This window comes from Microbacterium psychrotolerans (assembly GCF_031085295.1).
Classification (GTDB): domain Bacteria; phylum Actinomycetota; class Actinomycetes; order Actinomycetales; family Microbacteriaceae; genus Microbacterium; species Microbacterium psychrotolerans.
Map to the genome: position 1 here is coordinate 22,426 of NZ_JAVFWO010000008.1, position 13,575 is coordinate 36,000.

General features: G+C 70.1%; 14 protein-coding genes. 6 read left to right on the forward strand and 8 right to left on the reverse strand.

Going from position 1 to position 13,575, the window contains the following annotated elements:
* Positions 1 to 43: 43 nt before the first annotated feature.
* The 4 genes from Q9R08_RS19550 to Q9R08_RS19565 all read right to left on the reverse strand — a co-directional run bounded on the left by Q9R08_RS19550 (position 44) and on the right by Q9R08_RS19565 (position 3,545).
* Entirely contained in the window at positions 44 to 1,732 is a 1,689-nt protein-coding gene (locus Q9R08_RS19550; protein ID WP_308869860.1) for a Y-family DNA polymerase, read from the reverse strand.
* Position 1,733: 1 nt separating this feature from the next.
* The gene (locus Q9R08_RS19555) at positions 1,734 to 2,573 is read right to left on the reverse strand and encodes a hypothetical protein (protein WP_308869861.1); all 840 of its coding nucleotides are present in this window, start codon (positions 2,571 to 2,573) and stop codon (positions 1,734 to 1,736) included.
* A gap of 70 nt (positions 2,574 to 2,643) precedes the next feature.
* Positions 2,644 to 3,327 carry a DMT family transporter gene (locus Q9R08_RS19560; RefSeq protein ID WP_308869862.1) on the reverse strand — a complete coding sequence of 228 codons (684 nt, stop codon included), beginning with the start codon at positions 3,325 to 3,327 and terminating at the stop codon, positions 2,644 to 2,646.
* Positions 3,258 to 3,545, reverse strand: a complete 288-nt coding sequence (locus tag Q9R08_RS19565; protein ID WP_308869863.1) for a hypothetical protein — start codon at positions 3,543 to 3,545, stop codon at positions 3,258 to 3,260. The genes Q9R08_RS19560 and Q9R08_RS19565 overlap by 70 nt, the downstream gene beginning before the upstream one ends.
* Before the next feature lie 40 nt (positions 3,546 to 3,585).
* Here Q9R08_RS19565 and Q9R08_RS19570 point away from each other — a divergent pair, with 40 nt between their 5' ends.
* Positions 3,586 to 4,119: a MarR family winged helix-turn-helix transcriptional regulator gene (locus Q9R08_RS19570; RefSeq protein ID WP_308869864.1), complete on the forward strand. Its 534-nt coding sequence runs from the start codon at positions 3,586 to 3,588 to the stop codon at positions 4,117 to 4,119.
* A 41-nt stretch (positions 4,120 to 4,160) separates the two neighbouring features.
* On the opposite strand, the gene Q9R08_RS19575 is transcribed toward Q9R08_RS19570, so the two are convergent.
* From Q9R08_RS19575 to Q9R08_RS19585, 3 genes are all read right to left on the reverse strand, one after another.
* Positions 4,161 to 4,658, reverse strand: coding sequence for an HNH endonuclease (locus Q9R08_RS19575; protein WP_308869865.1), 498 nt, complete (start codon positions 4,656 to 4,658; stop codon positions 4,161 to 4,163).
* Positions 4,659 to 5,049: 391 nt separating this feature from the next.
* Positions 5,050 to 5,790 (reverse strand): M23 family metallopeptidase, encoded by a 741-nt coding sequence (locus tag Q9R08_RS19580; RefSeq protein WP_308869866.1) that lies wholly within the window; start codon positions 5,788 to 5,790, stop codon positions 5,050 to 5,052.
* A gap of 527 nt (positions 5,791 to 6,317) precedes the next feature.
* Positions 6,318 to 7,019, reverse strand: coding sequence for an iron-dependent transcriptional repressor DtxR (locus Q9R08_RS19585; RefSeq protein WP_308869867.1), 702 nt, complete (start codon positions 7,017 to 7,019; stop codon positions 6,318 to 6,320).
* A 147-nt stretch (positions 7,020 to 7,166) separates the two neighbouring features.
* On the opposite strand from Q9R08_RS19585, the gene serC reads away from it, so the two are divergent.
* Entirely contained in the window at positions 7,167 to 8,282 is a 1,116-nt protein-coding gene (serC, locus tag Q9R08_RS19590; protein WP_308869868.1) for a phosphoserine transaminase, read from the forward strand.
* Here the strand turns inward: serC and Q9R08_RS19595 are convergent.
* Positions 8,258 to 8,935, reverse strand: a complete 678-nt coding sequence (locus tag Q9R08_RS19595; RefSeq protein ID WP_308869869.1) for a TetR/AcrR family transcriptional regulator — start codon at positions 8,933 to 8,935, stop codon at positions 8,258 to 8,260. The genes serC and Q9R08_RS19595 overlap by 25 nt on opposite strands.
* A 203-nt stretch (positions 8,936 to 9,138) precedes the next feature.
* On the opposite strand from Q9R08_RS19595, the gene Q9R08_RS19600 reads away from it, so the two are divergent.
* The 4 genes from Q9R08_RS19600 to Q9R08_RS19615 all read left to right on the forward strand — a co-directional run bounded on the left by Q9R08_RS19600 (position 9,139) and on the right by Q9R08_RS19615 (position 13,573).
* Positions 9,139 to 10,791 (forward strand): ABC transporter substrate-binding protein, encoded by a 1,653-nt coding sequence (locus Q9R08_RS19600; RefSeq protein ID WP_308869870.1) that lies wholly within the window; start codon positions 9,139 to 9,141, stop codon positions 10,789 to 10,791.
* A 75-nt stretch (positions 10,792 to 10,866) separates the two neighbouring features.
* Positions 10,867 to 11,691, forward strand: a complete 825-nt coding sequence (locus Q9R08_RS19605; protein ID WP_308869871.1) for an ABC transporter ATP-binding protein — start codon at positions 10,867 to 10,869, stop codon at positions 11,689 to 11,691.
* Positions 11,688 to 12,497: an ABC transporter ATP-binding protein gene (locus Q9R08_RS19610; RefSeq protein ID WP_308869872.1), complete on the forward strand. Its 810-nt coding sequence runs from the start codon at positions 11,688 to 11,690 to the stop codon at positions 12,495 to 12,497. The genes Q9R08_RS19605 and Q9R08_RS19610 overlap by 4 nt, the downstream gene beginning before the upstream one ends.
* A complete protein-coding gene (locus Q9R08_RS19615; protein WP_308869873.1) occupies positions 12,494 to 13,573 on the forward strand; it encodes an ABC transporter permease in 1,080 nt (359 codons plus the stop codon). Before Q9R08_RS19610 ends, Q9R08_RS19615 begins: the two co-directional genes overlap by 4 nt.
* Positions 13,574 to 13,575: the final 2 nt, after the last annotated feature.

Consider the following 13,575-nt stretch of genomic DNA (forward strand, 5'->3'; position numbering starts at 1 on the left):
CAAGCCCAGGGACCGTGGGGCCGTCGGTAGCCGGGACGTTTCGTCAGTCATAGGTGGCCTCCGCGGTCCACGCGTCGCCGTCGCACACCAGCAGCCACGCCGACCCCTCGGCGTCGACGACCTGGAACCGGTACGCACGCCGCGAACGCGCAGCATCCCATCCCCGCTCGACGACCGGCCACGGGCCTGCCCAGGCCTCGATCGCCCGCCGGCGTCCGCTCTCGATGAAGAACGCGGGCACGGCGGCGACGTTGCCCCGCTCGTCGACATCGACGAGCTCGCCTCCGAGCGCCCGCACGTCGACCGGCACCGGATCGGCGAACACCGTCGTCGGCAGCGGGTCGGGCAGGCTCCCCGGCCACGGTCGCGCGCGCTGCGCCGCGAGGCCGCCGGCGCCCGTCGCCTGCCGGTCGCGCTCGTCGCGGTCGCCCCAGGGCACGAGCACCTGGCGCTCCGCCAACCACCGCCCGCCGCCGATCGCCGGGGTCAGCACACCGCGGTGCCCGAGCATCGCCTGCACGCGCGACAACGCGTGGTGCACCCGCTCCTCTGGGCCGCCGCCGAACAGCGCCGGGGCGTGATGGGATGCCGCGTCCACCGCTTCGGGCGAGATCCGCACCAGGGCGACCCCGCTGCGCAGACCGCGCCCCGCGGCGTCCCCGGTTCCGACGTCTTCGGCGAGCTGCCACCGCACGCGGTCGACGACTGCCGGCGCATCGAACGAGCCGGGATGCAGCCACACCCGCTCGCTGCGCTCGGCCCGGTCGCCGACGAGCTCGACCCGCAGCTCGGTGCAGACGAGGTCCACCGCACCCAGCCCCGCGATGAAGTCGTCGGCGGTCACGCGCATGGCGAACGCCACCTGTTCGGCGATCTCGAGCGGCGGGTCGAACGCGACCTCCCGCTGCAGCTCGGGCGGAGGCGTGCGCGGCTGCACCGGTCGCGAGTCGTGCCCCGCGGCAAGGGCATGCAGCCGGACGCCCCGCTCACCGAACCGCTCGCGCACACGGTCGGGCTCCATCGCGGCGAACCCGCCGAGCGTCTGCACGCCCAGTCGTGCGAGGAGTCCCGCGAGGTCCGCCGCATCCTTCGTCCCGGCCGCGCCCGCGCCGATCATCGCCGACGCGTCGAGCACGGCGACCGACAGCGGCGCGAGGAACCCCGCCGCCCCACCGGCGGGCACGACGAAGACCGGGTCGTCGGCGCTCGTGCCGCCGCGCGCTGCCTGCTCAGCCGTGAACGGGCCGTCGGCGATCCCCGCCCGGACCCCCTCGAGGCCGGCATCGCGCAGCGCGCCGATCAGCATGCGGGCGGCCTCGGTCTCGCCGCCGTAGTACCGCGCCGGGCCGCGTGCGCGCAGCGCGCACAGCCCCGGCCGCACCAGCTGAACGCCGGGTGCCCGCTCCTCGATCAGCGACACGATGGGCGCGAACGCGCGGTGATCGCGCGCGGCATCCGCGTTCACCAGCGTCAGCCCCGGACACCGCGCCTGCGCGTCGCGCCGTCGCTGCCCGCGGCGCACCCCCTCGGCCCGTGCGGACGCCGAGCACGCGACCACGAGATTGCGCTCGACGACCGCGATCGGATGCCGCCACCTGTGCTGCGCACCAGACGCCGCGTCCGGTCCCGAGCCTGGCCGCTGCGCGGCCGCACCCGCCTCCCGCTCGAGAGCCGTGACCGGCCAGTCGGGAAACCACAGCACCAGGCTCCGAACGGGCGTTCCCGGCGTCATGTCACCCCACCGCCCTGACCCGATGACCGAGCGAGACCTCGTACGCCGAGGCGGCGGCAGGATGCAGCGACTCGACGGGACGCATCCGCTCGGGCGCGGAGACGTGGCCCGCCGCATCCGGGAGCATCACGCGAGCTCGCCGGGATCGCGGCCAGCGGCGGCTCGAGGAGGTGAGCGTCACCTCGCGACCGGAGAGGTAGCCGTGCCCGCGGCCGACGCCCTCCCATGCCGGCTCGCCGACCTCGATCACTGCCTCCGCCTGCGGCCACGGCCCCTGCACGAGCAGCACCGCACCGCGATCGCGCAGCCGGGCCGCCAGGCGTGAGATCTCGCCGTCGGCAGCGCGCCCGGACGGACGCACCGCGACCACCGGCAGCACCTCGGCGACGGTCGAGGTCACCGCGAGCCAGCGCGCCCCGGGATCGGGGATCAGCACGAGCCGCGACAGGTCGACCCCCAGCCCTTCGGCCGCCTCGGCGCCGAGCCGAGGCATCCCGATCACCCCGCACCATGACCCGGACTGCGATGGCTGGGCGAGCAGCGCCAGCAGCACCGACGTCGACCGCGGGAGGGAGTAGGCCGATCCGGGGCGCAGGCCGCCGCCGGGAAGCAGCGAGGCGAGGGCGGGATGCACCGGCAGCACCGGCGCGTCGAGCCGGCGCCCCTGCACCCGCTCGAGTTGGGCGCGCAACTGTGCGACGGTGTTGGTCGGCCCTGGGCCCCTGCCCACATCTGCCGAAGCCGTTCTTCCCGCGCGGAGGGCGGCAGGTTCGGGGACCGTCGGCTCCTGGCCGACGGTCTCGTGCACGTGCTGTGCCGTGAGCTGCACGATCGCCCCCATTCCCCCATGCTAGAACAGATGTTCTAGTCGATCAATCGCTGGGAACGAGCGTACCCCCCACTTCCGACAGTTATGTTCGAGAATGCAGCGCCGGTCGCACCGCCGCCGATACTTCGCGGGGCCGCCGCGGAGGCGCCGCCCCGAGCACGATCCCGATAAGGACGAGCGCGACGCCGATGCCCTGGGGCAGCCCGAACGCCTCCCCCGCGACAACCACACCGAGCACGACGCCCGTGACCGGGTTGAGCAGTCCGATCACGCCCACCGCGCCGGGCGAGAGCCGCCGCAGACCCGAGAACCACGCCACATACGCGAGAGCCGTCGCGACCAGCGTGAGATAGGCGAAGCCGAGCGCCGACGGCACCGTCATCGCGGGCGGACCTCCCTCGACCAGCACGGCCACCGGCAGCAGCACGAGCGAGCCGCCGATGAGCTGCCACGCCGTCATCGGCAGCGCCGGAACGTCCGAGCCCCACCGCACAGTGAGCACGAATCCGATCGACGAGGCCACCATCGCCCCGAGCGACGCCGCGACTCCCCACGCATCCGCGCCCTCGGCGTCGAACCCCAGCATCACCGCGACGCCCACGAGGCCGACCGCGGCACCCACGACCGCCGCCGCCCGCGGTCGCCGGTGCAGCAGCAGCCACGCGAACAGCAGCATGCAGGCAGCCGATGCCGACATCAGCGTCGCGGCGAGACTCGACGGCAGCCGCTGCCCGGCGACATAGACGAGCACGAAGAAGCCGCCCACGTTGAGGTGCCGAGCACGAGCGATCGCCACCACCACGATCCCCGCGGAAGCCGGCGCGCCAGCAGCAGAACGATGAGACCGGCCGGCAGCGCCCGCAGCACTCCGCCCCACAGCGGCGCCTCGACCGGGAGCAGATTGCGCGTCACGACGTAGCCGCTTCCCCACGCGATCGGGGCGATCGCCGTCACGAGGATCCAGGTCCATCGTTTATCTTCCATGGAAGATACATTATCTTACCGGGAAGATAAGATGGCTCCCATGGCCGAATCCCCCTCTCCGGCGAACGACGCACTCGCCGGACCGCCCGACCGGGTCGCCGAGATCCAGGCCGAATGGCGACGCGAGCGACCCGACCTGGACCCCTCACCCCAGGCCGTCATCGGACGCCTGCACCGCGTCGCCCTCCGGCTGACCGAGCGGCTCGTCGCCGTTTACCGCGATTTCGGCCTCAGCGAGGGCGAGTTCGACGTCCTCGCGACGCTGCGGCGTGCCGGTGCGCCGTACGAGCGCCCCGCGGGCGAGCTCGCCGACCACACCCTCGTCACGACCGGAGGCCTCACCAAGCGCGTCGACCGCCTGGAGGCCCGAGGACTCGTCGAACGCCGAGCCGAGGCATCCGACGCCCGCAAGCGCCTGGTGCGACTGACCCCGGAGGGCGTGGAGCTCATCGATCGCGCCATCGCCGCGCACCTCGACAACGAGCACCGGATCCTGGACGAGCTCGGGGCGACGGATGCCGGAGCCCTCGAGCCCATCCTCACCCGCTGGCTGCGACTGCTCGACGAGGACTGACCCGACGAGGACCCCTCATCGCCGGGTGTGCCGCCCCAGGATCACGCCGCCAGCGCGAGATACGGCTCCCACCGCGGATCGGTCCGCTCGGTGCCCCGAACAGTCCACTGGCCGCCCCGGGGCGGGCGCGGGAGGATGCGCAGCTCCCAGTTCATCTCCTGCGGCGTGCGATCGCCCTTGACGTTGTTGCAGCGCAGGCAGCACGCGACGAGGTTCTCCCACGAGTCCGCTCCGCCGCGCGAACGCGGGAGCACGTGGTCGATCGTCGACGCGGCCTTGCCGCAGTACCCGCAGCGGTGGTTGTCACGACGCAGCACGCCGCGCCGCGTCACCGGCACATGGCGACCACCCGGCACCCGCACATAGCGGGTCAGGATGATCACGGCCGGGCGCTCGTACGAGCGTCTGGTGCCCCACACCGGATCTGTCTCGGTGTGCTCCACGACGGTGGCCTTCTCGTTCATCACGAGCACGAGCGCCCGCTTGAACGACACGACCGCGAGCGGTTCGTAGCCCGCATTCAGCACCAGAGTGCGCATTGATCATCCTCTCGAATGGCCGGGACGGCTTCTCGGTTATTCGACATGCGACGATCAAGGGCGCAGGGGCATGAAAAAAGGCGCTGTCTTATAGACAGCGCCTTGGCGCCACGGCAATGCCGCGGCATCCACTCGTGCAATGCCGAAGGACGAGGCGTCCAAGCGCATCCATGGTTCGGATGCGTGGTGTGCAGCCCATCGGCTCCCTCCGCTCTCTCAGCGTCGGGATTCAGGCTAACGCACCCAGCGGACACCGGGGCGATGAAGCCGGTGAACGATGGCGGGCGTGTCGAACAACGAATGCCCACTGCCAGTCCGGGCAGTGGGCATCCGTGGTGCTGCGATCGCAGGGACCGTTGTCAGCCTTCAACAGGCTCGGGCTTCGTCCGGCTCAGCCGGCGTTGGCCTGCAGCCACGCCCACGGGTCGACGACCGAACCGTTGATGTGAACCTCGAAGTGCAGGTGGCACGCTGTCGAGCTGCCGGTGCTGCCGACGAGGCCGATGAGCTGACCCGCCTCGACACTCTGGCCGACCGAGACCTGGCGGCTGCCGTAGGTCATGTGCCCGTAGAGCGAGTTGACCTGCTGGCCGCCGATGACGTGGTCGATCGAGACTCCGACGCCGTAGCCGCCGTAGCTCTCCTGCGACACCTTCACGACGCCCGCGGCCGTCGCATAGATCGGCGTGCCGCACGACGTCAAGAGGTCGACGCCCTGGTGGTAGCCCGAGTCCCAGAGTCCGCGCCCCTTGGTGAAGTTGAGCAGCGGCCAGCGCACCTCGCCCGTCCCAGGTGACGTGAGCGCGATGTTCGTCGGGACCGAGCCGCGCGAGGCAGCAGCGGCTGCCGCGGCGGCGGCGACCTGACGGGCGCGCTCGGCCGCAGCCTCTTCCGCCTTCTTCTTGTCGATCTCTGCCGCGGTGGTGGCGGCGTAGCTCTCGCGCGACAGCTCGGTGGCATTCGCATCGGATGCCGCGACGAACGTCTGCGCGTCATCGACCGCCATCTGCTGGATGGTGACGGCATCTGCCGGTCCGGCACCGGCGGTCGCCGCGAACGCGGGGATCGCCACCGTCGCGACGAGACCGCCGACCATGCTCAGCACGACGAGGCTGCGCAGCGGCTTGACCACGCGCCCCTTTTTCGATGGCGCCGAAGAAGAACTCGGGCGCCCGGTCGTGGGCTTGGTCTTGGTGGGCGGCACGGCTCGGGAGCGTCGCACGGGGGTCTTCCGGTTGCGCTCACGACGGTCAGGGTCCGCCGCCGCGTGCTCGGGCACGATCGCGTGCGAATCTATCTCTTCAGCCAAACTGGGTCCTCCGGCGCCTCTGCGCCGAGGCGCCTGGCTCGTCAGCACTCGATGTCGGGGCACGATGTGCGGGCTGCACCGCGTGGACGACGAGCCGGTGAGGCAATCCACGTGGGGTCCGGTCGGCGGGCTTCTCGCCTGGTGGACTTCTCGAGGCTACCCGAAGGTCACGTTTATGTCACGCTCCACGCCTGGCAATCTCCGCACAGTGCGTACACGGATGCCCGCGGCACCGGCAGCAGGCGCCCTCCGCAGGACGCTCGGTTCGGCATCCGCTTTCCGTCAGCGGGGCGCTCGGCCTCGGCATCCGCATTGCGTCACGGGCACGCCCGGCCGGGCGTTCGCTTCCCTCAGCGGGTCTCGTCGACGAGGAAGATGTGCGACGCGATCTCGACCGGAAGCTCGAGGCCCTCGTCATTGCCCTGCATCTGCACGAGCACGTAGCCCTCGTTGTAGCGATAGTCGCCCACGGCCCCCGGCACGACGCCGGCGCCCTTCAGCTGCTGCAGCAGCTCGGGGTCGACCTGCGCGGGCTCGGCGAGACGGCGGACCGTGCCGGTGATGGGCTCGCCGGCGTCATTGAGCCGGCGCACAAGGCCCACGACACCCTGCTCGAAGCCGTTCGTCGGCACATCGCCGAGCTGGTCGAGACCGGGGATGGGGTTGCCGTACGGCGACTCGGTGGGGTGGCCGAGCAGCTCGACGAGGCGGCGCTCGACCTGTTCGCTCATGACGTGCTCCCAGCGGCAGGCCTCTTCGTGGACGTAGGCCCAGTCCAGCCCGATGACGTCCGACAGCAGGCGCTCGGCGAGCCGGTGCTTGCGCATGACGTCGACGGCCTTCTGCCGGCCGGCGGCGGTGAGCTCGAGGGAGCGGTCCTCAGAGACCACGACGAGCCCGTCGCGCTCCATGCGACCGATGGTCTGCGACACCGTGGGACCCGAGTGCCCGAGGCGCTCCGAGATCCGTGCCCGCAGCGGCACGATGTTCTCCTCTTCGAGCTCGAGGATCGTGCGCAGGTACATCTCAGTGGTGTCGATCAGATCGGTCATCGCGGTGTCCTCAGTGTTGTCAAGGGGCTGAGGACAGCCTATCCTGTGCCCCCGACGCCCAGGCCGGCGCCCGACGATCCCCGAGCCGCAGCGTCACGGGCTGTCACGGGGACGGGGCGGCGCCGCGCGGCTCTCTAGAATCGACGCATGGCCCACGTCCTTCTGCCCCGTGAGATCCTTCCCGCCGATGGACGCTTCGGGTGCGGCCCGTCGAAGATCGCGCCCGCCCACATCGAGGCGCTCGCAGGGCCCGGATCGGCGCTGCTGGGCACGTCGCACCGTCAGGCGCCCGTCAAGGACCTGGTGGGCCAGGTGCGCGCCGAGCTGAGCCAGCTGTTCCGCCTGCCGCACGGCTACGAGGTCCTCCTCGGCAACGGCGGCTCGACGGCGTTCTGGGATGCCGCGGCCTTCGGCCTGATCGAGAAGCGCAGCCAGAACCTCGTGTTCGGCGAGTTCGGCGGCAAGTTCGCCGCCGCGGCGAAGACGCCGTGGCTCGAGGCTCCCGACGTCCGCAAGGCCGAGCCGGGCACGCGCACGGTCGCCGAAGCGGTCGAGGGCGTGGACGTCTACGCCTGGCCGCACAACGAAACGTCCACCGGCGTCTCGACCCCCGTCACGCGCGTGCACGGCGACGAGGGCGCCCTCACCGTCATCGACGCCACGAGTGCGGCGGGCGGCATCGACTTCTCTGTGCACGAGGCGGACGTCTACTACTTCGCTCCGCAGAAGAACCTGGGCTCCGACGGTGGCCTGTGGTTCGCGCTCGCGTCGCCGGCGGCGATCGAGCGCATCGAGCGCATCGCGGCGTCGGGCCGCTACATCCCGGAGTTCCTGAGCCTCAAGAACGCCCTCGACAACTCACGTCTCAACCAGACGCTCAACACCCCCGCTCTCGCGACCCTGTTCCTCCTCGACAAGCAGCTCGACTGGATCCTCTCGTCCGGTGGCCTGCAGTGGGCTGACGCCCGCACGCGAGAGTCGTCGCAGGCGCTCTACGACTGGGCCGAGGCATCCACCTTCGCGACGCCGTTCGTCGCAGACCCGGCCGACCGCTCCCCCGTGGTCGTCACGGTCGACTTCGACGAGTCGGTGGATGCCGCCGCCGTGGCCAAGAGCCTCCGCGCGAACGGCATCGTCGACACCGAGCCCTACCGCAAGCTCGGTCGCAACCAGCTGCGCGTCGCGACGTTCGTGTCGATCGAGCCGGACGACGTGCGTCAGCTCATCCGCTGCATCGACTACACGGTCGAGCGACTGGGCTGATCCGCGTCCTCGTCGGCGGTGCCGCCGAGCGGTGAGGGCGACGGCGACAGCACCGCGGAGACGATCGCCTCGATCGCGAACTCCGAGGCGTGCGCCAGATCGACGGCGTCGGGGGCGAGCAGCCACTGCACCTGCAGCCCGTCCATCACCGCCAAGATGCTCGTCGACGCGTAGCCGACGGTGTCGGGCGCCGTGATGCCGCGTTCGGCGCAGACGACCTCGAATGCGTGCGCGACCTCGGCCCGCAGCGTCTGGTAACGCTTCTCGAAGAAGTCTCGCCCGGGGTGGTCGTCGGTCACCGACTCAGCCGAGAGCACGACGTAGGCCTGTACGATGCCGGCCCGGTGCGCGTTGACGAAGGCCGTGCGCACGAGGTGGCGGAAGAGCGCCAGCCCGTCGGGGATGTGCTGTTCGTCGAGGTCTGCGACATCGGTCTCGTCGCGGTGCTGCAGCACCTCGAGGAGCAGCTCGTGCTTCGAGCCGAAGTGATGGAGGATGCCCGCGTGCGTCATGCCGACCTGGTCGGCGATCTCCTGGAGCGTGCCTCCGGTGAACCCCTTGCTGCCGAAGATCTCGACGGCGGCATCGAGGATGTCGCGTCGCTTGGCGAGTGTCTCGGGCCGCGAGCGCGGCTGCCGACGCTGTCCTGCCATGTGTCGGCACCCCCTTCTTCGCCGGGTGTCGCGAGTGCGACTTCGCCGGCGCCTGTGAGTCTACGCACGGCCTTCGCGTGCGCTCCCGAACACCCTAGTTGCAAAAGTTACTTACTTGATTGTAAGTTGATGCGGCAATCACTCTGACGCCGTCGTCACCTCCCTGGAGAGACGACGTCGTGCTCACACATCAAGGAGAAGCAATGAGGCTCAGAACAACGCTCGCCGCCGTCGGTGTCGCCGCGGCGCTGGTGCTCACCGGCTGCGCCGGTGGCGGTGGCAACGACGCGGACTCCGCCGGAGCGGCGCTCACGATCGCCAAGCCCGACGGCGCGATCACCACCGAGTCGAACAACCCCTACCTGGGCGACTCGTCCGCCTCGAAGTACGCCTACGGCAAGGTCATCTTCGAGTCCCTCGCACTCGTCAACCCGACCGGCGACCTCGGCACCACACCGTGGCTGGCCGAGTCCGTGACGTGGAACGAGGACTACACCCAGCTCACCGCGGTCGCCCGCAGCGGAGTGAAGTGGAGCGACGGCGAGGACTTCACCGCCGACGACATCGCGTTCTCCTTCAACCAGGTGCTCGACGGCAAGCTCAACGACACCAACGCACTCGACATCAAGAGCGTGAGCGTCGACGGCGACACCGTCACCATCGATTTCAACAGCTCCAAGTACACCCAGCAGGCCCGCGTGCTGCACTTCCAGATCGTGCCGGAGCACATCTGGAGCGAGATCGAGGACCCGAACACCGACCCGCTCACCGGCGAGGGCCAGGTCGTGGGCACCGGTCCGTACGTGCTCGACTCGTGGACGACCGAGTCGGTCACCCTCACCGCGAACCCCGACTACTGGGGCGGCGAGCTGGCCGTGCCCGAGCTGCACTACGTCTCCTACGGCGACAACGCGGCCCTCACGACCGCGCTCGCCACCGGTGAGGCGGACTGGGCGCAGGCGTTCATCCCCCAGATCGAAGACAGCTACCTGTCGGCCGACCCCGACAACAAGTTCCTCGCGTCGCCCACCGCGGGCGCGGGAACGCTGTTCATGAACCTGCAGACCAAGCCCTTCAACGACCCGGCGCTGCGTCAGGCGCTCGCCTGGACGATCGACCGTCAGGCCTACGTCGACATCGCGCGCGAAGGCGCGAGCGAGGTGGTCTGGAGCGTGACCGGTCTGGGCACGCTGCTGGACGACGAGATCCTCCCCGAGTACGCCGACCAGAACTACTCGGTCGACGTCGACAAGGCCCGCGCGATCCTCACCGACGCCGGCTACACCTGGGACGGCGACGCCCTCATCGACCCGGACGGCGAGCCGGTGTCGTTCTCCATCTCGGTCCCCGCGGGCTGGAGCGACTGGAACACCGAGCAGGCGCTCATCGCCGAGGAGCTCAAGGAAGGCCTCGGCATCGACGTCAAGGTCGACCAGCCCGACTGGGGTGGCTGGGATGCCGCACGCCAGGAGGGCACGTTCCAGGCGATCATCCACTGGCTGGAGGACACCGGCAACGCGTACGGCCTGTACACCTCCACGATGGACCCGAAGTGGATCGTCGACGGCAAGGCCGCGTTCAACTTCGGCCGTTTCGACGACCCCGCGGTCACCGACGCGCTGAACACCTACGCGAACGCGGCGTCCGACGCCGATCGTGAAGCCGCTCTCGCAGTGATGCAGAAGGCGTTCGTCGAGAACGTGCCGGCGATCCCGCTCGGCGCGCACCCGCTCCTGGGCGAGTTCAACACGCGCAACTACGTCGGATGGCCGTCGGAGGACGACCAGTACGCCTCGGCCGACCCGACGCAGCCCGCGATCGTGCAGATCCTCACGCAGCTGCAGCCCGCCGAATGACACACCGCAGGCGGGGCGGATGCGCAGCATCCGTCCCGCCTGCGCGTCACTCCTCACGAAAGCGAACCAGCACCGATGACCGAATCGCTGCTCTCCGTCCACGACTTCTCGATCGTCTACGACGTCGATCCCCCGGTACGGGCAGTCAAGAACGTCACCCTCGAACTCCAGCGCGGTGAGATCCTCGGACTCGCCGGCGAGAGCGGATGCGGCAAGACGACCCTCGCCTACGGCGTCCAGCGCCTGCTCAAGCCCCCGGCCGTGATCACGAGCGGCTCCGTCGTCTTCCACGACGCGACCGGCGAGGACGTCGACATCAACAGCCTCGAGGCCGAGGAGATGCGGCGCTTCCGCTGGGACAAGGTCTCGATGGTCTTCCAGGGCGCGATGAACTCGCTGAACCCGGTCGCGACCATCGGCGCCCAGCTGGAGGACGTCTTCGAGGTCCACCGCCCCGCTCTCTCCCGCTCACAGCGCCGCGCGGCCGTCGTCGAGCTGCTCGAGATCGTCAAGGTCGGCGCGCAGCGCTACCGCTCGTACCCGCACGAGCTGTCCGGCGGCATGCGACAGCGCGTCATGATCGCGATGGCGCTCGCGCTTCGCCCGCAGCTCATGGTCATGGACGAGCCGACCACCGCCCTCGACGTGCTCGTGCAGCGCGAGATCCTGCGTCAGATCTCGCACCTGCGTCACGAGTTCGGATTCTCTGTGATCTTCATCACCCACGACCTCCCGCTGCTGCTCGAGATCAGCGACCGCATCGCGATCATGCGCGACGGCGAGATCGTCGAGCTCGACACCGCGGAGCGGATCTGGACCGACCCCCAGGACGAGTACACCCGGACGCTGCTGGCCTCGTTCCCCAGACTCACCGGAGAGAGAGGGGTGGTCCACCGATGACCGTCCTCGAATTCGACGCCGTCACCAAGGTGTACTCCGTGCGCGGCGCCGGCCAGATGAAAGCGCTCGACGACGTGAGCTTCGCGCTGCACTCCGGCCAGACGATCGGCCTCGTCGGCCAGTCCGGCAGCGGCAAGTCGACCATCGCGAAGATCCTCACCCAGCTCGAGACGCCTACGAGCGGCGAGGTGCGTCTGGACGGTGAGCCGATCCCCCGTCGGGGCAAGGGCCTGCGCGCGTACCGTCAGCAGCTGCGGATGGTGTTCCAGGATCCCTTCGCGTCGCTGAACCCGTACCACTCGATCCGCTACGCCATCCAGCGGCCCCTCCAGCTCCACGACGTCGTCCCGAAGGGCCAGCTCGACGACGAGGTGCGCCGGCTCCTCGGCCGCGTCCGGCTCGAGCCCGACGCGGTGATCGACCGCCGGCCGCACGAGCTCTCGGGCGGTCAGCGCCAGCGCGTCGCGATCGCCCGGGCCCTCGCATCCCGCCCGAAGCTGCTCGTCGCCGACGAGCCCGTCTCGATGCTCGACGTGTCGATCCGCCTCGGGGTGCTCAACCTGCTCGCGGATCTGCAGCGCGAGGAGGGGCTGGGAGTCCTCTACATCACGCACGACCTCGCCACCGCCCGCCACTTCAGCGACGAGATCCTCGTGCTCAACCAGGGGCGGGTCGTCGAGCGCGGACCCGCCGACGACGTGATCCTGCGTCCTGAGAACCCGTACACCCAAGAGCTGCGCGCGGCATCCCCGGATCCCGACTCGTACTTCGCGCACGCAGCAGGCATCCTCGGAGGTGAGAAGTGAGCGCCGTCGCACCCCAGCTTCCGGCCCCGGACTTCGACGCGATCGAGGCGGGCACGACGGCGACCGGTGTCGTCCAGGGCCGCGTCCGCATCCCGTGGCGCTTCCTCGGCAACCGCGCCCTGTTCTACCTGTTCACGCTGTGGGCCGCGATCACGATCAACTTCTTCCTGCCGCGCCTGATGAAGGGCGACGCGGTCACGGCTTACCTCGCCCGCAACCGCAACGTGTCGCCCGAAGCCGCCGAGGCGCTGCGCTCGCTGCTCGGCCTCGACACCGACAAGTCGCTCTGGCAGCAGTACCTCGAGTACTGGGGTCTGCTCCTTCGCGGCGATCTCGGCATCTCACTGCTGCACGGCATGCGCCCGGTCACCGAGGTGGTCGGCCAGTCGCTGATCTGGACCGTCGGGCTGGTCGGGTTCGCGACGCTCGTCGCGTTCGCGATCGGCACGATCGGCGGTGCGATCGTCGGCTGGCGCCGCGGCAGCCGGCTCGACGCCCTCATCCCGATCACGACCTTCCTGAGCACCATCCCCTACTTCTGGCTCGGCCTGGTCGCCATCTCGGTGTTCTCGGTGGCGCTGGGGTGGTTCCCGATCGGCAAGGCCTACGGCGTCGGCGTGACGCCGGAGTGGTCGTGGGAGTTCATCGGAGACGTGGTCCACCACGGCTTCCTGCCCGCGGCCACCATCATCATCGCCTCGCTCGGCGGCTGGATGCTCGGCATGCGCAACATGATGCTCACGGTGCTCGACGAGGACTACGTCACCGTCGCGCAGGCCAAGGGCATGCCCAACGACCGGGTCCTCTGGCGCTACGCCGCACGCAACGCCGTGCTGCCCCAGATCCAGAGCTTCGCACTCGCGCTCGGGTTCATCGTCGGCGGCACGATCGTGATGGAGATGGTCTTCAGCTACCCCGGCGTCGGCAAACTGCTGCTCGATGCGACGAACGCGAAGGACTACGCCCTCATGCAAGGGGTGTTCCTCGTGCTCACCATCTCGGTGCTCCTGGCGAACCTGCTGGCCGACGTCGCCTACGCATTCCTCGACCCGCGCACGCGCCAGACGGAGGCCTGAAC

Excerpts from the sequence above, each read along its gene's own strand:
- Q9R08_RS19585 (WP_308869867.1), bottom strand. The coding sequence starts at position 7,019 with ATGACCGATCTGATCGACACCACTGAGATGTACCTGCGCACGATCCTC.
- Q9R08_RS19570 (WP_308869864.1), top strand. The coding sequence starts at position 3,586 with ATGGCCGAATCCCCCTCTCCGGCGAACGACGCACTCGCCGGACCGCCC.
- serC (WP_308869868.1), top strand. The coding sequence starts at position 7,167 with ATGGCCCACGTCCTTCTGCCCCGTGAGATCCTTCCCGCCGATGGACGC.
- Q9R08_RS19565 (WP_308869863.1), bottom strand. The coding sequence starts at position 3,545 with ATGGAAGATAAACGATGGACCTGGATCCTCGTGACGGCGATCGCCCCG.
- Q9R08_RS19610 (WP_308869872.1), top strand. The coding sequence starts at position 11,688 with ATGACCGTCCTCGAATTCGACGCCGTCACCAAGGTGTACTCCGTGCGC.
- Q9R08_RS19550 (WP_308869860.1), bottom strand. The coding sequence starts at position 1,732 with ATGACGCCGGGAACGCCCGTTCGGAGCCTGGTGCTGTGGTTTCCCGAC.
- Q9R08_RS19595 (WP_308869869.1), bottom strand. The coding sequence starts at position 8,935 with ATGGCAGGACAGCGTCGGCAGCCGCGCTCGCGGCCCGAGACACTCGCC.
- Q9R08_RS19555 (WP_308869861.1), bottom strand. The coding sequence starts at position 2,573 with ATGGGGGCGATCGTGCAGCTCACGGCACAGCACGTGCACGAGACCGTC.
- Q9R08_RS19575 (WP_308869865.1), bottom strand. The coding sequence starts at position 4,658 with ATGCGCACTCTGGTGCTGAATGCGGGCTACGAACCGCTCGCGGTCGTG.
- Q9R08_RS19600 (WP_308869870.1), top strand. The coding sequence starts at position 9,139 with ATGAGGCTCAGAACAACGCTCGCCGCCGTCGGTGTCGCCGCGGCGCTG.
- Q9R08_RS19605 (WP_308869871.1), top strand. The coding sequence starts at position 10,867 with ATGACCGAATCGCTGCTCTCCGTCCACGACTTCTCGATCGTCTACGAC.